Source organism: Halomonas sp. AOP13-D3-9, assembly GCF_052379125.1.
GTDB lineage: Bacteria > Pseudomonadota > Gammaproteobacteria > Pseudomonadales > Halomonadaceae > Vreelandella.
This window is the reverse complement of record NZ_JBQSYH010000001.1, coordinates 390566-412430: the sequence shown is the minus strand read 5'-3', so window position 1 is coordinate 412430 and position 21865 is coordinate 390566. Positions and strand designations below refer to the sequence as shown.

22 protein-coding genes are annotated in these 21865 nt (G+C 56.2%); all 22 read right to left on the bottom strand.

The window, feature by feature from the left end:
• Positions 1-14: 14 nt before the first annotated feature.
• Positions 15-566, bottom strand: coding sequence for a YqhA family protein (locus tag ACT3UM_RS01920; protein ID WP_498895642.1), 552 nt, complete (start codon positions 564-566; stop codon positions 15-17).
• Positions 567-582: 16 nt separating this feature from the next.
• The gene (locus tag ACT3UM_RS01915) at positions 583-1176 is read right to left on the bottom strand and encodes an exopolysaccharide biosynthesis protein (protein WP_498895640.1); all 594 of its coding nucleotides are present in this window, start codon (positions 1174-1176) and stop codon (positions 583-585) included.
• Positions 1169-1633, bottom strand: coding sequence for a tellurite resistance TerB family protein (locus ACT3UM_RS01910; RefSeq protein WP_498895638.1), 465 nt, complete (start codon positions 1631-1633; stop codon positions 1169-1171). Before ACT3UM_RS01910 ends, ACT3UM_RS01915 begins: the two co-directional genes overlap by 8 nt.
• 214 nt (positions 1634-1847) lie before the next feature.
• Complete coding sequence (locus tag ACT3UM_RS01905; RefSeq protein WP_498895636.1) at positions 1848-2810, bottom strand: RpnC/YadD family protein; 963 nt, start codon at positions 2808-2810, stop codon at positions 1848-1850.
• A 104-nt stretch (positions 2811-2914) separates the two neighbouring features.
• Positions 2915-3928: a nucleoid-associated protein gene (locus ACT3UM_RS01900; protein WP_498895634.1), complete on the bottom strand. Its 1014-nt coding sequence runs from the start codon at positions 3926-3928 to the stop codon at positions 2915-2917.
• A 66-nt stretch (positions 3929-3994) separates the two neighbouring features.
• Positions 3995-4756 carry an ABC transporter permease gene (locus ACT3UM_RS01895; RefSeq protein ID WP_498895632.1) on the bottom strand — a complete coding sequence of 254 codons (762 nt, stop codon included), beginning with the start codon at positions 4754-4756 and terminating at the stop codon, positions 3995-3997.
• Positions 4753-5694 (bottom strand): ABC transporter ATP-binding protein, encoded by a 942-nt coding sequence (locus tag ACT3UM_RS01890; protein WP_498895630.1) that lies wholly within the window; start codon positions 5692-5694, stop codon positions 4753-4755. Before ACT3UM_RS01890 ends, ACT3UM_RS01895 begins: the two co-directional genes overlap by 4 nt.
• Positions 5695-5778: 84 nt before the next feature.
• The gene (locus ACT3UM_RS01885; RefSeq protein ID WP_498895628.1) at positions 5779-6057 is read right to left on the bottom strand and encodes a peptidylprolyl isomerase; all 279 of its coding nucleotides are present in this window, start codon (positions 6055-6057) and stop codon (positions 5779-5781) included.
• Positions 6058-6120: 63 nt separating this feature from the next.
• Positions 6121-7248: a serine hydrolase gene (locus tag ACT3UM_RS01880; RefSeq protein WP_498895626.1), complete on the bottom strand. Its 1128-nt coding sequence runs from the start codon at positions 7246-7248 to the stop codon at positions 6121-6123.
• A 29-nt stretch (positions 7249-7277) separates the two neighbouring features.
• Positions 7278-8387 (bottom strand): heparan-alpha-glucosaminide N-acetyltransferase domain-containing protein, encoded by a 1110-nt coding sequence (locus tag ACT3UM_RS01875; protein ID WP_498895624.1) that lies wholly within the window; start codon positions 8385-8387, stop codon positions 7278-7280.
• A 187-nt stretch (positions 8388-8574) separates the two neighbouring features.
• A complete protein-coding gene (locus ACT3UM_RS01870; protein WP_374694456.1) occupies positions 8575-8871 on the bottom strand; it encodes a hypothetical protein in 297 nt (98 codons plus the stop codon).
• Positions 8872-9176: 305 nt separating this feature from the next.
• Positions 9177-10235, bottom strand: a complete 1059-nt coding sequence (locus ACT3UM_RS01865) for an ABC transporter ATP-binding protein (RefSeq protein ID WP_498895622.1) — start codon at positions 10233-10235, stop codon at positions 9177-9179.
• Between the two features lie 4 nt (positions 10236-10239).
• Entirely contained in the window at positions 10240-11856 is a 1617-nt protein-coding gene (locus ACT3UM_RS01860) for a glycoside hydrolase family 43 protein (protein ID WP_498895620.1), read from the bottom strand.
• A 13-nt stretch (positions 11857-11869) separates the two neighbouring features.
• Positions 11870-12697, bottom strand: coding sequence for a carbohydrate ABC transporter permease (locus ACT3UM_RS01855; RefSeq protein WP_008959441.1), 828 nt, complete (start codon positions 12695-12697; stop codon positions 11870-11872).
• Entirely contained in the window at positions 12694-13626 is a 933-nt protein-coding gene (locus tag ACT3UM_RS01850; RefSeq protein ID WP_498895617.1) for a carbohydrate ABC transporter permease, read from the bottom strand. The genes ACT3UM_RS01855 and ACT3UM_RS01850 overlap by 4 nt, the downstream gene beginning before the upstream one ends.
• Positions 13627-13692: 66 nt before the next feature.
• Positions 13693-14982 (bottom strand): ABC transporter substrate-binding protein, encoded by a 1290-nt coding sequence (locus ACT3UM_RS01845; protein ID WP_498895615.1) that lies wholly within the window; start codon positions 14980-14982, stop codon positions 13693-13695.
• Between the two features lie 35 nt (positions 14983-15017).
• The gene (locus ACT3UM_RS01840) at positions 15018-15788 is read right to left on the bottom strand and encodes an SDR family NAD(P)-dependent oxidoreductase (protein ID WP_498895613.1); all 771 of its coding nucleotides are present in this window, start codon (positions 15786-15788) and stop codon (positions 15018-15020) included.
• 40 nt (positions 15789-15828) lie between these two features.
• Positions 15829-16992: a Gfo/Idh/MocA family protein gene (locus tag ACT3UM_RS01835; protein ID WP_498895611.1), complete on the bottom strand. Its 1164-nt coding sequence runs from the start codon at positions 16990-16992 to the stop codon at positions 15829-15831.
• A gap of 21 nt (positions 16993-17013) precedes the next feature.
• Entirely contained in the window at positions 17014-18069 is a 1056-nt protein-coding gene (locus tag ACT3UM_RS01830; RefSeq protein WP_498895609.1) for a sugar phosphate isomerase/epimerase family protein, read from the bottom strand.
• 115 nt (positions 18070-18184) lie between these two features.
• On the bottom strand, positions 18185-19150 hold the full coding sequence (locus tag ACT3UM_RS01825; RefSeq protein ID WP_498895607.1) for an ABC transporter substrate-binding protein: 966 nt from the start codon (positions 19148-19150) through the stop codon (positions 18185-18187).
• 77 nt (positions 19151-19227) lie between these two features.
• The gene (locus ACT3UM_RS01820) at positions 19228-20253 is read right to left on the bottom strand and encodes an ABC transporter permease (RefSeq protein ID WP_498895605.1); all 1026 of its coding nucleotides are present in this window, start codon (positions 20251-20253) and stop codon (positions 19228-19230) included.
• Entirely contained in the window at positions 20246-21757 is a 1512-nt protein-coding gene (locus tag ACT3UM_RS01815) for a sugar ABC transporter ATP-binding protein (RefSeq protein ID WP_498895603.1), read from the bottom strand. The genes ACT3UM_RS01820 and ACT3UM_RS01815 overlap by 8 nt, the downstream gene beginning before the upstream one ends.
• Positions 21758-21865: the final 108 nt, after the last annotated feature.

The window sequence follows — 21865 nt, the reverse complement described above, 5'->3', positions numbered from 1 at the left end:
CGCCTTTACGTGCCTTACTCGCCTTTGTGACCAAGGCTCATCAAGTAGAGGGCCGCCGCCAGCGCCAAGACAGAAAGCGCTAAATAGATGGCTTCCAGGGGCGTGGCAAAGCGAATATCCACCACGGCGCGGAAAAACTCAATAATCACCGCCAAAATCACCACCCGGGCGATTTTATCTTTCAGTTGGTCTAATGAGGCGACGTTAAAAGGGTGGCGCAGATTACTCGCTTCGGCTTGGTCAATGCGGGAAACAAACAGTCGGTAGACACCTAAACCAAAAATCAGCAATACAATAGCAATCAGATAGATATCCACCGCAATAATGATATCGGGCACTAGGCTGTCGTGGATATTCTGGGTGCCGCCCAGTAGGTAGTAACTCATCACGTCGGCGACCACCTTGAAGATATCGACGGTGCCAACGATAAACAGCATTAACGATCCCAGCAGGCTGGGCACGACCGCCAGCATCACCAAAAAGCGCGAGTTCCACAGCGCCGTTTCTATGCGCCGCTCCCAGCTTCCCTGTTGTTCCGGTGGCGTGGGTGGCGAAGTGTCTGTCATGGCGACTTTCCTTTTGTTATATCAAGCTCATCGTGATGAAAGCACAGGTGGCGCCGAACAGCGCAAACCCCAGCAATAGTGCGACCCCATCACGGGCGACCAAGCCTAACCCTAGCAGCGTAAGCGCCAGCCCTGCACCGTTGGCCGAAAAGGGGATAAACTCCATAGGCGGCATGGCTAAGGCAATCATCAGGCAAACGATAGCCGTCACACGGATACCGACATAGCCCGTTAGCCACGGTAAGCGTACCCGCAACAGTCCATCAATCCAGCGGGCTGGCTTTTTCATCAACTGAATGCCTTTATCGAACTTTTGCCGGGAAAGCGAACGCTTAAGCATCCAACGGGGCAACCAGAACGCTTCTCTCCCCGCCAGCAACTGTACAGAAACCAGCAGCACCAGTGCAGCCATTAACGTCGGCATGCCGGGTATATCGCCAATAATGGGGGCAAGCGTAATTAACCCAGCCACCAGCAGCAGCGGCCCAAAAGAGCGGCGCCCCACGGCATGAACGACATCGTCAACGCTAACTCGAGAAGCATCCTGCTCCATGTGCTCTATCGAGCTAATTAGGTCCATTAAATTCGAGTCTTCGTTGCGGTTATGCATCGTGGTTATTGCGCTCCTCTACTTGCAGTTTGGTACGGATAAAATCGCTGTGGCTAACGTAAAGCAAGTCCGCCAAGCGGCGAATTCGATGCTCCTCCAGGGGGTCGACATTGCCATCGGCCCAGGCCAGTTGCCACATCTGCGCGACCAATTCACAGCGCTGGTTGTAATCGTAGTGCTCTTTTATCAGGCTCACGAACTGGTAGTGATCGACGGCTTCATCTACTTCGGCTTGCGCCAGCGTCATCAACTCTTCCACATCGCTCGCACTTAGCCGGTAGCGCTCGGTGAGCATAGTACGCAGGGCGGCAAGCTCTTCTTCGCTGGTGTCGTAGTCGGCGCGGATGATTTCACATAACAATGCGGCGGTGGCTAGCTCCAGGGTCAACGTTTGGTTTTCGCGCTGTTCGGGTTGTGCCAGCATGCGCTGAAAAAAATCACTAATGGCGTTTAGCATGGGTACACTCCATTGATAGTTACCGACTTCTGACCGTACCTAATCCTTGAAGTGCATTTATGAGCACTTTGTAACTATTCAGTACAAGGTGCAGAGGCGTTTGGGCATATCCAAATGAGTATCCCTGAGCGAAGAACCATCATCAGACGAATACACATAGGGCAGCCTATGGGGCTGCCCTATGTGTATTCGGGGAGTGTGGGTGATCAGTTGGTTAGTGTTTATCAAGCAGGGTTTCCAAGCTATCTGCCGTCAGAATCTGTACTACCCACTCGTCTAGCAGTGCATCTGAAGCCGATGTCAGGCGCTGATCTGCCCAATCGGGCATCTCACCAAACTTCAAGGCGATTTGCTTACGCAACGTACCTTCTACTCCTTCATGGCGCCCTTCTTGACGCCCTTCTTGACGCTCTTTCTCTCGTTCAAAGCGCTCAACGGTGTTGACATAAGGCATGTGTTTTTCCTCCTGTATGGCGTAGACCGCCTGGACAAACTCAGACTCCAGAGCTCTCGGCAGTTGGAGCATCCAGTCGATAATATTAAACAACCGCACAATCTGTTCGCGGCTGTAGCCCCGTTCATACAGCAGCCGAATGAGGGCAATTTTGACATCCTTGCGCGTTGCACCGTCCTTCAATCGCTTGGCGTGGATCTGGGCCATCACCACCAGCGCAAAGACGTTTTCGCTGGTTTCAAGATCCGCCCAGCGTGCTTCCCAATCAATTAGTTTAGCGATTGGGAAGGTAAAGGTCAGCTCGCAACCCCAGCGCTGATAGCGGAATGCGATGGGTCGGAAGCTATCCCGGGTATCGGCTAGCACTGCCAGGCTCACCACATCTACCCCGTAGCGGTCACGTAGCCGATACTGATAGGTATACATTCGCTCAGCAAAGGCTTCCTCCGGCTCACCTTGCACCTCAACGTGGATCAGCACCCACGTCTCGCTGCCGTCCCGTGCATAGACCTTGATCAGCTTATCGGCGTAACGCCTGCCACTGTTGGCATCCGCTGTGATCTGCTGTAACTCCTTATCGAGAAAGCTAAAGCCTTTCGACCAATCCACTTTTTCATGAATGGCTGGGAACAACAGATCTAAAAATTCCTGGAAGTACCCTTCCAGCGCCATCTTCCAAGGGCTGTCGTGGTCGGCAGGTCGGGGCGTATCCGCTTCGCTCATGCAAGCTCCTCTTTCACTACCTAAATGCTAGCACAGTGGCGTCTAGCAAGCGCCATTCCCCTTTATACGATCGGCTACGTCAACAGACCCTAGGGGCCCTTACCTCAATCCTTCTTGGTAAGCTGCTCTCTTAACTGCTTGGGCACTTGCTTGATAATCAGGCGATCCTGGGCGGCATCGTACTCAATGCTTGAGCCCAGCAGGTGGGAGTCAAAACTGATGGAGACGCCACCGGCGCGCCCGGTAAAGCGGCGGAACTGGCTTAAAGTGCGTTTATCTGGAGGAATCTCCGGCGAGAGCCCGTAATCGGCGTTGCGAATATGCTCGTAAAACGCTTTCGGCTGCTGCTCGTTAACCAACCCAGAAAGCTCTTCCAGGGTCATCGGCTCGCCACGGCGCAGTTGCTCGTTGGCGTAATCCACCAGCGTATCGGTTTTTTCACGACTCACCTCGTCGTCATAATCCTCTTTCTCGACGTAGTCGCTAAACGCTTTCAGCAGCGTGCGGGTTTCAGCCGGGGCATCGACCCCCTCTTCCATCCCCAGCAGCGCGACCAAGCCCTCAGCGAGTTTTTTACCGCCGCGATCTTTGAGAAACGAAACGTACTGCGCATTCGGGGCATCGCTTTGCCACTGGGTGAGGTTAATCCGCGCCGCCAGGGTAAGCTGGCTGGTATTAAGCTGGGCAGCGGGCACCGCGTGGTGATCATCGTTAATACCGATCCCTTCCCGCTGGTGCACCAAAGCCATCAACAGCGTTTCGGTATCGCCCTGGCGCTGGTGGCTGATCACTAAGTAACCACTTACTGACAGCTGCTCTTGAAGTTGTTTGGCGAGCCGTTCGGCCAAGTCGACTGAAAACTCAGCAAAGCTTTTATTGTCCGCCAGGTAATCACGCAGCCACATCGCCAGCGGCCCGGCCTGCTCGCCCTCTTCGGCAAAGCGCCCCCAGCCTTTGGGCTTTGTATTGTAGGTGTCGTTGAGCGCACCCACCAAGCTCGCCATTACCGAGTCGTCGCTGGTAGTCGCCTGTTCTGACTGGGGGGCGGCGGTTAGGGTCAGGCGCTCACCGTCAATGGTCGGGTCAAGGCGGTGCACAATACTTTGCAGTAGCGGCATAAGGGTTTACTAGCGCTCCATGGTGAAGAGTGAAGGGTGAGGGATGAATAGCGAGCCGGATGGCAATCAGGGTTTAAGGCGATAGCCGGTGCGGAAAATCCAGCCAATCGTGGCCAGGCAAGCGACGAGAAATAGCGCAATCATGCCCACGCTTGCGGCCAGGCTAACGTCGCTGATGCCGTAAAAGCTCCAGCGAAAGCCGCTCACCAGATACACCACGGGGTTTGCCAGGGTAATGGTTTGCCAAAACGGCGGCAGCATATCAATGGAGTAGAAGCTGCCACCCAAAAAGGTCAGCGGGGTGATCACTAACAGCGGCACCAGCTGCAGGCGGTCAAAGCCATCGGCCCAAATCCCGATAATAAAGCCGAGTAAGCTAAAGGTGACGGCCGTTAACACCAAGAAAAACAGCATCCAGAACGGGTGGGCGATCTCCAGTGGTACAAACAAGCCCGAGGTCGCCAAAATAATCAGCCCGAGCAGAATCGATTTCGAGGCTGCCGCGCCTACGTAGCCAATGACAATCTCTAAATGCGAGATAGGCGCCGACAGCAGCTCGTAAATGCTGCCGGAAAACTTGGGAAAGAAGATGCCGAAAGAGGCGTTTGAGACGCTCTGAGTCAACAGCATCAACATAATCAGCCCCGGAACAATAAAGGCGCCGTAGCTGACGCCGTTGACCTCGCTGATGCGTGAGCCGATCGCGGCACCAAACACCACAAAGTAGAGCGATGTAGAGATCACCGGCGAGACAATGCTTTGCAACAACGTGCGGCGCGTGCGGGCCATTTCCGCCATGTAGATAGCGCGAACAGGGTGAAGGTTCATGCACGCTCCTTTGGGTTAACCAGGTCGACAAAAATATCTTCAAGCGAACTCTGCCGGGTATTCAGGTCTTTAAAAGTGATGCCTTCCCGCTCCAAGGCAGTTAACAGTTCTGAAATCGCGTGGCCGTCCTCTTCCTGGCTGCCGTCGTAGGTATAAATCAACTCATACCCCTCCGCCGCAAGACTAAGCTCGAAGCGCTGCAGTGTGGCGGGCATCTCGGTTAACGGGCTGTGCAAATTAAGCGTCAGCTGTTTGCTGCCCAGCTTACTCATCAGGGCGGCCTTCTCTTCCACCAGCACCAGCTCACCACGATTGATAACGCCGATGCGATCAGCCATCTCTTCGGCTTCTTCGATGTAGTGGGTGGTCAAGATAATGGTGACGCCGTTATCGCGCAGTTGACGCACTACCTCCCACATCTCGCGGCGCAGTTCTACATCAACCCCAGCGGTGGGCTCATCAAGAAACAGAATGCGCGGTTCGTGGGAGAGCGCTTTGGCGATCAGCACGCGCCGCTTCATACCGCCCGAGAGCGTCATTAAGCGGTTGTTGCGCTTATCCCAAAGCGTTAACGACTTGAGCACTTTTTCGATATGCGCTGGGTTAGGGGCTTTGCCAAACAAGCCACGGCTGAAACTAACGGTGTTCCAGACAGTTTCAAACGCTTCGTTGGTGAGTTCCTGGGGTACTAAACCAATAAGCTCCCGGGCCTGGCGGTAATGGGTAATATTATCGAACCCGTCTACCAGCACATGGCCAGCGGTGGGGTTGACCAAACCGCATACCACACTAATGAGCGTGGTTTTGCCCGCCCCGTTGGGGCCAAGCAGGGCAAAGATCTCGCCGCGCTGAATCGTTAAATCAACATGGGTTAACGCCTGAAAGCCACCTTCGTAGGTTTTATTCAGGCCGTTAATGGTAATAATCGGGTCGTTCAAGGCGTACTCCTCACGCCGCAGTCTAACAACCGCGACGCTTGACGGCCTTCTTAGGCAGAATTAAGAGCGTTTTATTAGGAAAAGTTAAGAGCGTTCGGTCACTTCCAGCAGGTGGTAACCAAACTGGGTTTTTACCGGGCCGTGGACCTGGCCTACTTCGTCATTGAAGACGACTTTGTCGAACTCGGGCACCATTTGACCGGGGCCAAAGCTGCCTAGGTCGCCACCCTGACGGCTGGAGGGGCAGCTTGAATGCTCTTTAGCGACGTCGGCAAAGTCGCGGCCATTTTGAATTTCTTCTTTCAGTGCTAAGCACTGCTCTTCACTGCTGACCAAAATGTGGCGGGCGCTGGCGCGTGTCATAATTTTCTCCTGACGAGTGTGATGTTCTTTCTGGGGTGTCACTTTTAAAAGGGCGGTAGTTTATCACGGCTTGCCGAGAGCACCGCTATAGCGCAACGCTTCACCCACGCTAGCCAAGGCTCGCTCGTGGGTACTTACCGCCAAAGGCCCGCGAGTACAGCTGACAATTACCCACGGCCCTTGTGTTGCAGTATTAACGTTGTCGCTATCGGCAATGCCCGCATCGCAACTGCGGCGCTGCTGGGTGCCGGTTTTATGGGCGAAGCTTATGTCGCTTCCCAGACCCGCTTTAAGACGCTGTTTGCCGGAACTGGTTCGCTGCATAATTTCCAAAAGTGCCTGCCGCTGCTCGGCGTCTAACTCCTCCATGGCACGTCCTCGTTGGAGAGAGCGCAAGCTAGCCAACAGATCACCGTAAGCTCTAAGTGTTCCTACATTCTCACCGGTGGCTTCGTAAGCATCGAAAGCGTGGTCGTAATCCGGCTGCATGAAAGACGCTGTACTGACTCCCAACGCCCGAGCTAACGCTCGCCCACGCTGGCTGACCGGATGCTGGCGAAGGGCGATAAAATCCATGCCCCCAAGCGCGCGTGCATCCGGGTGCAGCTCGCCGTACACCCCCTGGCGTACTCCCACTAATTTAGAGATAGGGCCAATCTCATCGGGGTTGCCGCCGCTGGCCGCGATCATCAAATGAGCACGCTCGTTAACCGCCGCCAGGCCCACGCGATCAATCAGCATATCGGTGGCGGTGTTGTCGCTGACAGTAATCATCTGCTCCATTAAATAACCGATAGAGAGAGGCGTACCGGGGTCGTGCCAGTTGGTAGGCCCAGCGCCATCGACAAAGTCACTCCGCTCAAGCGTTAACCGCTCATCTAGCGTCAGCGTGCCCGCCTGTCGCTCTGCTAGCACCTGTGCTGCCACCGGTATTTTAATCAGCGAGGCTAAATACCAAGGATCGTCAGCGCGCCAGGAGTAGGCCTCGCCACTGGCGAGGTTTTGCACATAAACGCCCAATTCGCCCTCGAATACTCCTTCAATCGCTTGCAGGCGCGCGGTTAAGTCGCCCTGCCAGGTGCTCTGTTTATCTACCTCATAGTACCAATGTGTATCGTAGCCATCGGCGTGAGCAGGCAACGCAATCAGTAGCGCTAAAGCAACTAGCCCACATTGTATCCAGTGTCGCAAATCGTCAGCTCCAGAAATATAAGTGGTGATTAGCGGTGTCTAGCCATCCAGCGAGTCAACCAGATCCACCCCGCGGCGCCAAGTATCAACAACCCGCCCACACCCAGCGCCTGTGGATAGGTATACATTCCCTCGCCTTCCCACAGAAAGCGCAGCACTAAGAAGATCATCACAATGTGGAAGATAAACGCTTTCAGGGCATCTGAACCGACCACTGTCAGCGGTAAAAGTGCCTTGGCGGCTTTGGCGCCACCGGCTAATGCGAGAGCTAACAGCACCAGCGCACCGCCTAAGCTAAACAACATGAACTCAAGCCCTGGCGGATGCTTACCGACGTTGTTGGCCACCGCCAGCATTGCCGCGTGCACATCGCCACTGGCAAAAGCGATGGCATAGAACCCTGCGACCATCAGCGCGCCCAGGCCCAATAGCGTAAGCACTAAGCGCCGCCGCGTGACCGGCTCAAAATAGCAGCGCAGCAGCGCTTCACCGATCAGCAACCCGATTAAAATCATCGGTGCGCGGCTAATTTGCCCCCAGGTGTAGTGGTCTTCGTGATCCACCAGCAGCGCCTTCAGGATATCGTTGCCGCCGAAAGAAAGACTTTGCAGCCAAATAGAGAGCGCTATTAATGCGCCAATGATAGCGATTCGACTCCACAGCGGTGCCCGTGCCCATAGCGGCAGAATTAACGGCACCCATAATAGCGCAATGGCGTAGAAACCTAAGATTTCGACCCAAATGGCAAAGCGCCCATAGAGCAGGGCATCGACGATTTCGCTGGGCGGATAGAACGGCAGCATTTCAATAACGAGCAGCGCTTTGTACCAGAACCAAACTTCTACAGCGCGTAGCCACAGCTTTAATCGGCGTTTAGGCCAGTCATCGCTTTGGGTATGGGAGAGAAACGCCACGGCCAGCGCGATGCCAAACACCATGATAAACAGCGAAGAGGAGAATTTGGTCAGAAAATGGATCGGCACCATCCCCCAATCGGGCACATTGCGAATACCCACTAAACCACTGACCGTGTGGCTCATAATCATTAAACCAATGGCCAGGCCACGGGCTAAATCTATCGCCTCTATGCGGCCCTCGGCCTTGGGCAGTTGGGGAACTTCCTTCCAGTTCAGAGGCATCGAGACATCCTTGTGGGCACCGAAGGCAATGGTTAAGCGTAAAGGTGCTTAACACTTTAGCGTGAAATGATATCGTCCGCTTTGGTTGATAGTGTTAACGGCCACACACAAAGATGCCCCACAGTTGGCGGGGCATCCGTTGGCTCATCTTTGAGCCCGAGAAAAGTGAGTCCTTAAAAAATTGCAATTACCACCCAGAGTCATCCTCCTCTTCATCAGTGGCGGGGACTTCTTGCTCCTCTTCCTCTTCTTCGTAAGTGAATTCTTGCTCTTCCTCTTCGTACTCAGTACCTACATCCGAACCTTTATCTTGCTCAGTGTCGTAGCTGTTGTAGGTGCCTTGATCATCCTGCGTCGTTTCTTCCTGCGGGGTCGGTTCGTACTCGTCGCTGCTATCCACTTGAGCAAAAGCAAGCGGGCTGGCCATCAGACCAAACGATACACCTAGGATGCCAAGTTTCTTGAGAGATTCCGTCTTCATCATGATACTGCTCCTATATGGCTTTACTGCTTAAATTAAACGTCGGTGCGAGCATTGCACGTCAGTTTAAAGGGCAAGAACGTCAGGTCGTCCTACCTGTTACGCTCTTACGCACTTCATTGCAGCCTCCGTGCCAGCTTGTGCCAACAGTAAATAAAAACCATTATTAAACAACTTCTTATATGTTTAAAACAGAAACCAACCATTTGATTTTATTAATAAAAACTAGCCTATCACTGTTTAAAATAGGCACATGATCCCTGATTAATCAGGTCATTGGGGCAATGATTAGCTACGATCCAACACACCTATGTCATGAGTTCACTACTGCCATTACTACTCGCGTGAGACCGTACCGCGTCATCAGGCAGACGCTGTCCGCCGACATCGAACGCGTGGAGCTGGGCCTGTTGGGGAGTAATAAACAGCGTGTCGCCATTACTCAGTTCGACATCGCCAGAGAGACGCACGGTGAGCGGGCCGGCCTGTTCGCTGTCCACATAGGCAAAGGCGTCAGCGCCGAGCTTCTCAATGAACCGCACACGGCCTTTCCACTCGCCCTGCTCACGGCTGACCTCTAGATGCTCAGGTCGGATACCTAGAGTGGTGGCGCCATAGGCCGCCGCTAGCGGCCCTTCGATTAAGTTCATTTTCGGCGAGCCAATAAAGCCTGCGACAAACAGTGTTTCAGGGCGCTGGTAAAGCGCCATGGGCTTGCCCATTTGCTCAATCTGCCCGGCGTTCATCACCACGATGCAGTCGGCCAGAGTCATTGCCTCTACCTGATCGTGAGTGACATACACCATGGTGGTTTCGAGTCGTTGATGGAGTTCGGCCAGCTCGACCCGCATACGGTTGCGCAGCGAGGCATCCAGGTTCGACAGCGGCTCGTCGAACAGAAACACGCCTGGGCTGCGCACAATGGCACGCCCTATCGCCACCCGCTGGCGCTGCCCGCCGGAGAGCTCAGCAGGTTTACGCTCCAGCAGATCTTCAAGATTGAGCAGGCGTGCGGCCTCGGCCACTTTGGCTTCTCGCTCTTTGGTGGGTACCTTGGCTAGCCGCATGCCAAAGTCGATATTGCGCGCAACCGTCATGTGCGGATACAGCGCGTAGGACTGAAAGACCATGGCAATATCCCGGTCGCTGGGCTCGGCGGTGGTGACGTCTTCACCGCCAATGGTGATGGTTCCCTGGGTTACGGTTTCAAGGCCTGCGATCATTCGCAGCAGCGTGGATTTGCCGCAGCCGGAAGGCCCAACCAGCACGGTAAAAGAGCCATCTTCGATATGCAGGTTTAAGTCGGGGATAACCGTGGTCTTACCATGAAACGTCTTTTCTATGTCGCGTAGTGTTACTTCAGCCATGAGCTTATCTCGTCTCTGAAAGAGGGGCGCGGCGATAGCAGAACGCCTGGAAGTCGGCGGGGGTGCCGCGGCCGCTAATGTCGTGGGCGGCCATCCCTAAAAAGGTGCCGGTAAAGTAGCCGTGGGCGCGACCGCTGCCTTCGTCGGAGAGCAGGCCAGCGTCTAACGCGGGCCCAATCGGCTGCCACTCCTCGCTACCTTGGGCATAGCGAAAGCGCAACTCCCGGGCGTGAATATCCAGCCCGAGCCGAATCGTGGTGCCAGGGGCAAGGCGCACGCTCGCATCAGCTATCTCCAGATTCCCGTTAGGCCAATCATCCAGGCAACTGATAATGCTCAGCACCTTGTCGCCTGTGTCATTCAGGGTCACCGCCAGGTAATGGAATTTGAAGCGGTTGTAGTAGGCGATCAGCCCGGCAAACTGCTGAATATCGTCAGGTTCAAAATCCAGCGTCGTTTCGGCACTGCAGTAAATGCTGTCCTGGCGCCGGGCGACTAACGCCTGCTCAAACCAAGAACCGACCGACTCACGGCCAAATAGGCGCAAGTAGCCGGGCCGCTCGGTAAGTGAAAAGAGCCGTTCAGGGTAGGGGGTGCGCAGCCACTGAAACGCAGCGGGCAGCGTGTCTGTTTCAAAATCGTAGCGTTCCTCAAGGGCAGGCGACTTCTGCGTTACCCCACTTATCGCCACCTGAAATGCTGGGGTATTGCCTCCCTCGGCGAGCCGTAGCCAGCCATCAGCCCCCCACTCCACCCGCTGAATAGCGGTTTCGCGCCCCAGTGGTGACAACCGGGTATCCGGCAAGGGGCGGCCACATAAATGCACCAGGTAGCTATCGCCTTCAGGGCTATCGACCAAATCCGCATGACCCGCTCGCTGGAGTGGATTATCGGGGTCATGGCTAGCCGTCAAAAGAGGGGTTTGAGGGTGTAGCTGGTAAGAGCCCGTTAGCGTTTTAGAGCGCGCCATGGTGACCGCATGTTGGTAGCCCGTGCCGCCCTCGGCGACTATTAGGTAGTACCAGCCATCGCGTCGGTAGAGATGCGGCCCTTCAGTCAGTTTCAGTTCGGTACCGGTGAAAATAGTGGTAATAGCGCCGACTAAGCGGCGCTGCTCCACATCGTACTCTTGCAGCACAATGCCACCGAAGCGATCCCGCCCTTCGCGCTGGCGATAATCCCACTGCAGGTTGATCAGCCATTTGCGGCCATCGGTATCGTGAAACAGCGAAGGGTCAAAGCCGCTTGAATTGAGATAGACCGGATCGCTCCAGGGGCCCTCAATACGTAGCGCTGTCACCACGTAATTATGTCCATCCTTGAAGTTACCCTCGTAACGCTTCATATCGGTGTAGACCAGCCAAAACAGTCCGTCGGCATAGCTTAAGCAGGGCGCCCAGATGCCGCAGGAGTCTGGGTTGCCGCGCATATCCAGCTGGCTGGCACGAGTTAATGGCCGGGTGACCAACTGCCAGTTAGCCAGGTCGCGGGAGTGGTGAATCTGAACGCCGGGATACCACTCAAAGGTTGAAGTGGCCAGATAGTAGTCGTCGCCTACCCGGCAAATTGAGGGGTCGGGGTTGAACCCGGCCAGAATCGGGTTGTGAATAACATCGTTCATTAGGGATCCTCCTTTATCCTTTAACAGAGCCGCCGGTCAGGCCAGCCACGATGTATTTCTGGGCGGCGAGAAAGAAGATAACTGCCGGAATGATGGTCAAGGTCACGAAAGCCAGAATCATGTTCCACTGGGTCAGGTACTCCCCTTGGAACTGCATCATGCCCAGTGGCCAGGTGTAGATAGAGCGGTCGTTGAGCACCACCAGCGGCAGCAGAAAGTTATTCCAGCTCTGCACAAACACAAACACACCCACAGTGGCCAGAATGGGAGTCGAGAGCGGCAGCGTGAACGACCAGAAGAAGCGCAAATAGCTGCACCCATCCACATAGGCCGCTTCAAAAAGCTCTTTGGGCAGTTGGTCGAAGAAGGCCTTAAACAGCAGGATGGCCAGCGACAAACCAAATGCCGTCTGGGGCAGGATCACCGCCCAATAGGTATCCAGCAGGCCCAAATCGCGCACCTTGATAAACAGCGGCAAAATGGCCGCCGCGAAGGGAAACATCAGCCCCAGCAGCAGATAGGAGAGGATCATCTTGGCGCCGAAGAAGCGGATCTGCGAAAACACATAAGCCGCGGCGGCCCCCACCACCAGGGTTAAGAACACCGTCATTAGCGAGATGAAAAACGAATTCCCCAAGTAGCGCCAGAAATTGCCATCCAGCAGGATGCCGATGTAATTGCCCGCATCCCAACTGTCGGGCAGCCACAGCGGATTGGTACGCAGCTCTGAATTGCCCTTGAAGCCACCGAAAAATGCCGCTAATAGGGGACCGATCACCACGCTCGCTACCACGATCAGGATGATCACGCGCAGAGTGTTACGGGTCGTAATACTTTTCATGCCTTACTCCCCTTGCCGGTGGTGCGTTGGTAGAAGAAAGCAATTCCGATAGCGAGCACAAACAGCACCACCGCAGCGGCGCTACCGAAGCCGATATTGAGCCGTGAAAGACCAAAGCTATACAGATAGGTGACGATGGTATGGGTCGAGTTGGACGGGCCACCGTTGGTCATCGGGATGATAATGTCGAAGATCTGTAGCGAGCCGATAATGGCAAAGAAACCACTGACGACGAGGGCGTGCTTAATCAGCGGGATTTGCACAAAGAGAGCAACCTGCCTGGGTTTCGCCCCTTCCAGCTTGGCGGCCTCGACAAGATCCTTGGGCACGCCCTGGAGGGCGGCAATATAGATCATCATATGGAAGCCAAAGTACTTCCAAACGATCACGGTCATAATCGCCGGAAACGCCCACTGGTGGTCGGCCAGCACATACACCGACTCCTGCCCCATGGCATGCAACAGCGAGCTGGTAATGCCGTAGTCACCGTCGAAGACAAAGCTCCAGATAAGCCCGGCAGCCACTTCCGCCAAGATGTAAGGTAGAAAAAACACCAGTCTAAACAGGGTATTAGTGGGTGTTTTACGGTACACCAGCAGCGCTAACCCCAGCGCCAGGGGCATTTGGATCAGTAGCGACACCAGTATCAGCTTGGCGGTATTCCAAAGCGCAGTATGAAACACCGAGTGATCCAGCAGACGCTGATAATTTTGCGCGCCGACAAAGTCACTGGGCGCGCCGTAGCCATTCCAGGAAAAGCCGCTGTAATAGACGGCATCCGCCAGGGGCAGAATGACGAACAGCGAAAATAGAATTAACGCCGGTGGCAGCAGAATCAGCATCGCGGTGAACTTACCGCTCACCAAGCCTTTCTTCACCCGGTCGGCATTCCCCCTACGCGGCACGGCGGTTCGGTCAAGCGTGGTCATGGCAAACTCCGAGACAAAGCGTGGATGAGCACGGGCGGTAACGCGCGTGCTCTTTTAGCAGGGAGATCATCTAAACTGCCAGGCTTCTTCGACTCGAGCGGCGGCCTCTTCCGGCGTGATCACGCCTTGGGCCAAGTCACCGCTGATATCGTTAATCGTCGCACCAACGGAGGTGCCCAACGCTTGATCCAGGAACACCTGATGGAACTCGGACTCATCAAGGATCTCTGCGACGCGGCGGGCATAGGGGGTTTCAAGCGCTTCGGCGGAGCCCTCGGCGACCGGCACAAAGATCCCCGTGGCCGCCGCTTTACGCTGATTCCCCGCATTGAGTAGAAAGCGCAAGAACTCTACCGCTTCGTCGGGCGCGTCGCGGGTGACCGCAAAACCGTTCATGCCACCAAAACTCTGTGCGTTGCCCTCACCACCTTCGACCTCTGGGAAAGGAATAAACCGCAAGTCATCATCCGGAACACCCTCTCCGCTCACCGAGCGCTGTTTGGAAGGGAGGTAGTCCCAGTCACCCATCACGTGAAAGGCGGCCTCGCCATCGCCAAACATGCCGCTGGCGCGCTCGTAGGAAGTGGCCATAAAGCCGGGCTGAAAAGGATCAAGCTCAACCAACGACTGCAGCATCTCGCCAGCGCGTACAAAGGGCTCACCTTCAAAGCCGCCGTTGTCACCATTTTTTGCCGCTTCGATGCCCTCGCCACCGGCCAGGCGGGTGACTAAAGAGCCCCAATAGAAGTGCAGCGGCCAGCCATCCTGGCCACCGACCACCAGCGGCGTTATGCCCTCTTCCCGCAGCGCCACCACGGCATTCTCAAAATCCGCCCAGGTTTTGATCGCTTCTACATCGACTCCCGCTTGTTCCGTCAGCGCGGTGTTCGCCCAGATACCCACCACTGTGGCGTAGAGCGGTGCGCCATAGACCCGATCATCCAGGGTAAAGGCACGCACCGCTGAAGCAGGGTAGATATCCTGCCAGCCATCGCGCATCGGCTCGGTCAAGTCGCGCACAAACCCCGCATCCACCTGATCGCGCAGCCCTTCGCCGCCCCAGGTATAATAGATATCCGGGCGCTGGCTGGACTGCAGCATGGTAGGCAAGCGCGTTTTGTAGGCCTCGTTGGCAAGGTATTCGAACTCAACGTTAATATCGGGGTTTTGGGCCTCAAACTCGGCAACCACTTCGTTGTAGTAATCCTTTTCAGCGCTGCTGCTCTCAATTCTTAACACTGTCACCGTGGTATCAGCCGCCGCTGCGACTGAACCCAAGGCAGCAGCAACCGCAACGGCGAGTACTAAGTGGCGCGGACGTGAACAGGACACGTTGTCATTGTTAGCTACCTGCATAATGTTCTCCTAATATTATTTCAACGTTAGCGGACTCAGGCCCAGCCGGCATCCACCGCCAACTCCTGGCCGGTGATCGCCTGGCTTTCGGCGCTGGCTAAAAACAGCACCGCGGGGGCGATATGCTCGGCTTCCAGGCGCATTTTTAGGCACTGGCGTTGCTGAATAGCGACTTCATCCTCAGGACTAATCCACTTTTCGAGCTGGCGTTCGGTTATCACCGAACCGGGCACCAAAGTATTAACGCGAATGTTATGCTCACCCAGCTCCCGGGCCAGGCTGCGTGTCAGGCCGTGCGCCGCCGCTTTGGCGGTGACATAAGCGGGTAGTCCCCCCAGTGCCATCTGCACGCTGACCGAGCCAAAATTGATAATCGATCCCCCGCCCGCTTCAATCATCTGTTCAGCCGCCGCCTGGGCGGCAAAAAACATCGGCCGCAGGTTGAGCGACATACGCTCATCCCAATAGGCCACATCTACCTCCCGCCAGTCGTGGCGGTCGTCGCTGGCGGCATTGTTCACCAGGGTATGAATCGGCCCCATCTCCCGGCCGGTCTCGGCGATGACCTGCTGTAGGCTGGCCACATCACGAATGTCGCAGTGGTGATAACGAGGTGCCTCGCCAGTCTCGCCGCTGAGTTCAGCGACCAGCGCCTCGCTGGCGGCGTCGTTGATATCGACAAACACCACCCGCGCGCCCTGATGATGAAAGGCACGGGTGAGCGCGGCGCCAATGCCGCTGCCACCGCCGGTAATAAAGACCACACGCTGATCAAGGCTTACATAGCGCGCTGAGTGCTGATTCATAGGGTTTCCCACCTCTCTCTTTTTCGTGTTTTAGCGTGTGCTAGATATCCACCCACTGCCCGCCAGCAGCGGATGAAGCCAGCGCACGAGTGATAAACCTCAGGCCGTCAACGCCGTCGGCCACACCAGGCGTTGGCGCCGTCAGTGAATTGGCGTTGCCGCCGTTTTGATGGGCACGAATTTGCACCGCAAAATCACCATAAAGCTGGGCAAAGGCTTCGAGATAACCCTCTGGATGCCCCGCCGGAATTCGCGCCGCAGCCATGGCAGCTTCGCCAAGGCCGGGGCCATTACGGGTTAAAATTCGCGATGGCTCGCCCAGCGGTGAGTGTAGTAACTGGTTGGGGGTTTCCTGACGCCAAGCGAGGCCACCTTTGCTGCCATAAACGCGCAGCTGTAGGCCGTTTTCGTTACCCGGCGCGACCTGGCTCGACCACAACATGCCCCGGGCACCGCCTTTGAAGCGCAGCAGCATATGCACGTTGTCATCCAGCGCACGGCCCTCTACAAAGGTATGCATATCAGCAGCGAGTGATTCCAGTTCCAGGCCGGTCACATAGCGCGCCAGGTGGTAGGCGTGAGTGCCGATATCGCCCAAACAACCTGCCGGGCCGCTGCGTTTGGGGTCGGTGCGCCACTCGGCCTGCTTTACGCCGCTCTCTTCCAGGCGGGTGGCGAGCCAATCTTGCGGGTACTCCACTTGGACGACACGAAGATCACCCAGCCCGCCGTTGGCCACCATCTCTCGCGCCTGGCGTATCAGCGAGTAGCCGGAGTAGTTATGGGTTAAGCCGAAGAAGAGTCCCGTCCGTTCCACCAGCTCGGCAAGGGTTTGCGCCTCTTCCAAGGTGATCGTCATCGGCTTATCGCAGATCACATGAAAGCCCGCTTCAAGAAAGGTGCGCGCTACGTCGAAGTGCACATGGTTGGGGGTCACAATGGCGACCACGTCGATACCATCCGAGCGCTTGCGCTCCGCTTCGGCCATGGCTTGGTAGTCGGGGTAGGCGCGGTCATCGGCGACGTGTAATTCCGCCGCGGCGGCCCGGCTTCGCTCGGGGTCAGAAGCAAAGGCCCCGGCCACCAGCTCGTAATGGTCATCCAGTCGGGCGGCAATGCGGTGCACCCCGCCGATAAACGCCCCCTGGCCACCGCCGACCATGCCCAGGCGCAGCCGACGTGGCGTGTCGTGTTGATCACTCATGTCGTATTGCCTCCCCTTTAGTTAATTGAGACCCAAAATGCGGCGATTGGCAGCTTCGTCGGAGCCACCGTCGGCGAAGTCATCAAACGCCCGCTCGGTGACCTCGATGATGTGGTCGCGAATAAAGGTCGCGCCTTCACGGGCACCGACTTCCGGGTGCTTCAGGCAGCACTCCCACTCCAACACCGCCCAGCCGTGGTAGTCGTTGGCCGCCATCCACGAGAAGATCGACTTAAAGTCGATTTGACCATCGCCCAGGGAGCGGAAGCGGCCCGCGCGCTCTGTCCATGACTGATAGCCGGAATAAACGCCCTGCTTGGGGCTGGGGTTAAACTCGGCGTCCTTAACGTGAAACATCTGAATGTGATCGCGGTACACATCCAAAAAGCCGCGGTAATCAAGCTGCTGCAGAATCAGGTGACTGGGGTCGTAAAGAATGTGGCAGCGCGGGTGGTTGCCGACCCGCTCAAGGAACATCTCGAAGGTGATGCCGTCGTGGAGATCCTCGCCGGGATGAATCTCGTAGCACAGGTTCACCCCCGCCTCGTCAAAGGCGTCCAAAATCGGGCGCCAGCGTTTAGCCAGCTCGTCAAAAGCGGTTTCGATCAACCCCGCAGGGCGCTGGGGCCAGGGGTAGACAAACGGCCACGCCAGGGATCCGGAGAAGGTGCCGTGGTCGGTGAGTCCCAGGTTTTGCGACGCCTTGGCCGCCAGCATTAGCTGCTCAACGGCCCAGGCCTGGCGCGCCTTGGGATTACCGCGTACCTCCGGCGCCGCAAAGCCATCGAACATCTCATCATAAGCGGGATGCACCGCCACCAGTTGGCCTTGCAGATGAGTGGAGAGCTCGGTGAGCGCCAAACCGTGCTCGGCCAGGGTGCCTTTGATCTCGTCGCAATAGGTGCGGCTCTCGGCGGCGCGTTTTAAATCGATCATGCGCGCATCCCAGCTGGGAATCTGCACGCCCTTATAGCCTAATCCCGACGCCCAGGCGGCAATGCTCTTCAGGCTATTAAACGGGGCTTCGTCACCGGCAAATTGGGCGAGAAAGAGCGCTGGCCCTTTGATTGTTTTCATAGGACTCTCTCACTATTGTTTTTGATTAAGTGCTTGGGTAGGCGCGGGTGGGAGTAGTGCTTTTTACCCGCGCCTATCTGTCAGTACGCGTTATCAGTACGCGATCAGACCGTGTTTAGAACGGAGAGTCGGGGAAGTAGTACTGCTCGGCATTCTCCTGGGTGATCAGCGGGGAGCCCAGAATATACTCGCCCACCACCGGGCCATTGGAGACAAAGTGCTGCACGGTCAGGTCCATGGCTGTCGCGATCATACCGGGCGGATAGAGCACATCGACGGGCACTAATTCATCGCCGTCCATGACCCGCTTGATAATGTCCTTCATGCCCGCGCCGCCAACAATAAACAGCTCGTCTTCACGATCCGCCTGGCGAACCGCTTCGATGACGCCGAGGGCGATATCGTCATCCTGGGCCCAAACGGCGTCGATATTGTCGAAGCGCGACAGGTAGTCCTGCATCACTTCAAAGCCATCATCGCGGTTCCAGTTGGCGTGCTGCATATCGAGGATATTAACGTCAGAGCCTTCGATCGCCTCTTGGAAGCCTTGCACCCGCTCATCGTCGATAACGGTGGGAATGCCGCGCAGTACCACAATGTCGCCTTCACCATCCAGGCGCTCACGAATGTACTCGCCGGAAACGCGGCCTAGCTCATGGTTGTTGCCCGCCACATAAAGGTCTTCAATACCCTCTTCGGTCAGGCCACGATCCACGACGGTTACGAACACCCCCGAGTCTTTAACACGGCGCACTGGATCGGTCAGCGGCCCAGACTCAAACGGCAGCACGACCAAAGCATCAATATTGCGTAGCGATACCAAGTCTTCCAAATCATTGGCCTGCTCACCTGCCGTACCCGCTGTAGATATGGTGATTTCAATATCGGGATAGAGCGCCTCAAGGCGCTTTTTAGCCTCTTCGGCGTGGTAGTTGACCCCGCCCGTCCAGCCGTGGGTAGCCGCTGGAATCGATACGCCGATGGTGACTTCCTGGGCAACGGCTGCACCGGAAAACCCTATGGCTGTCGAGAGTGCTGCCGTGGTGGCAAACGTCGCCACGGCTGTTTTGATGGTTGGCATATTAATGCTCCTTTCGTGTTTGTAGTTGTTATGTTGCGCACTGCTTGTGGTTGATGTTGCCCTGATGGCTGGTGAGTTTATGGTCCTGTCTTTCTCCACGAGGCACGCTGCAGGTAGACCGCCACGATGATGATGATCCCCTGCACCGTACCGTTGAGATAGTTGGAAATGGCGTCGGTCAAATTGAGAATATTGCCGATCATGGTGAGCATGATGGCGCCCACGACCGTTCCCCAGATGCGCCCATGCCCACCCTTGAGCATGGTGCCGCCGATGATCACCGCAGCAATTGCCTCTAACTCCCAGAGCACCCCGGTCGCCCCTGATGCGGAGCCCAGCCGTGGCACATAGATAATCGTCGCCAATGCCACGCACACGCCTTGCAGCATGTAGGTCATGGTCTTGATACGATCCACATGGATGGCGCTATATTCGGCGACTTTCTCATTGGAGCCGATGGCAAAGCAGTAGCGTCCAAAGCGGGTGTAATTGAGCAAGATGTAGCCGATGACAGCGACAAAGAAAAACACCCATACCGGAATGGTGATGCCAAGAAAGCTGCCGTAATAGACCGGGCGGTAGATATCGCGCACCGCCCAATCCAGCGTTAAGGTGCCGCCATCGGCCAAGTAGGTAACCAGCGAGCGGTAAATCCCCATGGTGCCTAGGGTGACGATAAACGCCTCGATTTTGCCTTTGGTGGTCACCATGCCGTTGATAAAACCAGCGCATAGCCCTAGCAGTAGCGAGGCGACAACGCCGAACAGTACGGTGGTCAACCCAGCGCCGAACTGCTCGACGAGGCTATTCATAAGGATAATCATTACCCCGGCAATAAAGGCGGCCATCGCTCCCACGGAAAGATCCAACCCGCCGGCGGTAATCACGAAGGTGGCGCCGATGGCGATAATGCCGATGAAGGCACTGCGGGTGAGCATATTTGAGAGATTATCCAAGCCCAGAAAGGCTGGATTGATCAGCACACCCAGCAACGCCAAGACCACCAACGCGACAAAGGGCCCCCAGGTTTTCAAGTCAATCGCGAAGCCCTTTTGCCGAGCGGTTGAGTTAGCTGCTTTATTAGTTGTTTTGTTATTAGCCATAACGCTGCTCATCGACCCCTACTCCCTTAATGCCGGATGCGTACTGCATGATTTCTTGTTCATTAATTTGCTCGCCTTCAAGCACCCCGGTGAGCACACCCGCACACATCACCGCTACCCGGTGGGAAAGCCCAATCAGTTCACCCATCTCGGACGAGATTAAGATGACCGAACGGCCCGCCTCGGTAAGCTCATGAATGAAGTGATAGATCTGGTGCTTGGTGCCCACATCGATGCCCCGGGTCGGCTCGTTGATAATCACGATTTCAGGGTCGATGAACATTACTTTGGCGAGTAGCAGCTTCTGCTGATTACCGCCGGAGAGTTCAGCCGCGGTGCGCGCCGCCGTGCGCAGGCGAATATCAAAACGCTGGATAGCCTGCTGGAAGGCCTGCTCTTCACGGCGGCGGTCGATCAGCGGATGGCAGTGAGCGCGTAAATTGAGCAAGGTGACGTTGGAGCGCAGATCCATATTGAGCACTAGGCCTTTGCCTTTTCGGTCCTCAGTCAGATAAGCAATGCGGTGACGAACGGCGTCGCGTAGATGGCGCAGCACGACTGGCTGCCCGTTGCGAAGTACCTGCCCAGCACTTTTCGCGCGTATACCTAACACCGCTTCAAGGAGCGCCGTTCGCCCCGCGCCCACCACCCCACCAAACCCCAAAACTTCACCACGACGCAGGGTAAAGCTGGCCTGCTTAACGGCACCTGCCACTACGAACTCACGTGCTTCCAAAACCACCGGTGCATCGGCTGGAAGGTGCGTAAGCGGGGGGTACATCTCATTAATCTCCCGCCCTACCATCAGCCGCGCCAGCTCCTCTTTGCTGCGCCCGGCCATGGGCCCGCTATCCACTAAGTGGCCGTCACGAAGCACCGTCACACGATCGGCAATCTGCTCAATTTCACGCAGCTTGTGGGAGATATACAGAATCGCCACACCCCGCTGACGCAGGCGGTCAATCAGTGCGAAGAGTACCTTTACTTCGTTCTCCGTCAGGGTAGCGGTGGGTTCGTCCATAATCAGCACACGCACATCGCGGGTGATCGCCTTGGCGATCTCGACCATCTGCTGATCAGAGGTGCTGAGGTCTTTCACTCGAGCGCGCGGGTCGACGTCGGTTTCGAGTTCCGCCAGCGCCTCACGGCTACGCTCCCGCATGGCTCGCCGATCGAGAAAAAGCCCCCGGCGCAGTTCGCGACCCAAGAATATGTTCTCTTCCACGCTGAGCTGTTCCGCCAACGCCAGCTCTTGGTGGATCATCACCACACCGTCGGCCTCGGCTTCGTCGCTTGCACGGTAGTGACGTTGGCTGCCCTCCAGCAACACCTCACCCGAGGAGGGGCGAAGGTAACCCGCCAGAATTTTTACCAGGGTCGATTTACCCGCGCCGTTCTCCCCCAGCAGTGCGTGTACTTCACCCGCCTGTAGGTCGAGATCAACGTCGAACAATACTTGATTATCGCCAAACGAGCGGCAGAGTTTGCGCGCCGATAAGAGCATGGGGCCACCTGTTCATGACTGTTGTTATTGTGTTGGGGGGCTTACCAACATCGATTGCTATCGCGTGATGCTTGATTTACTTTAGGCTCTAAAATAAATAACTGCATA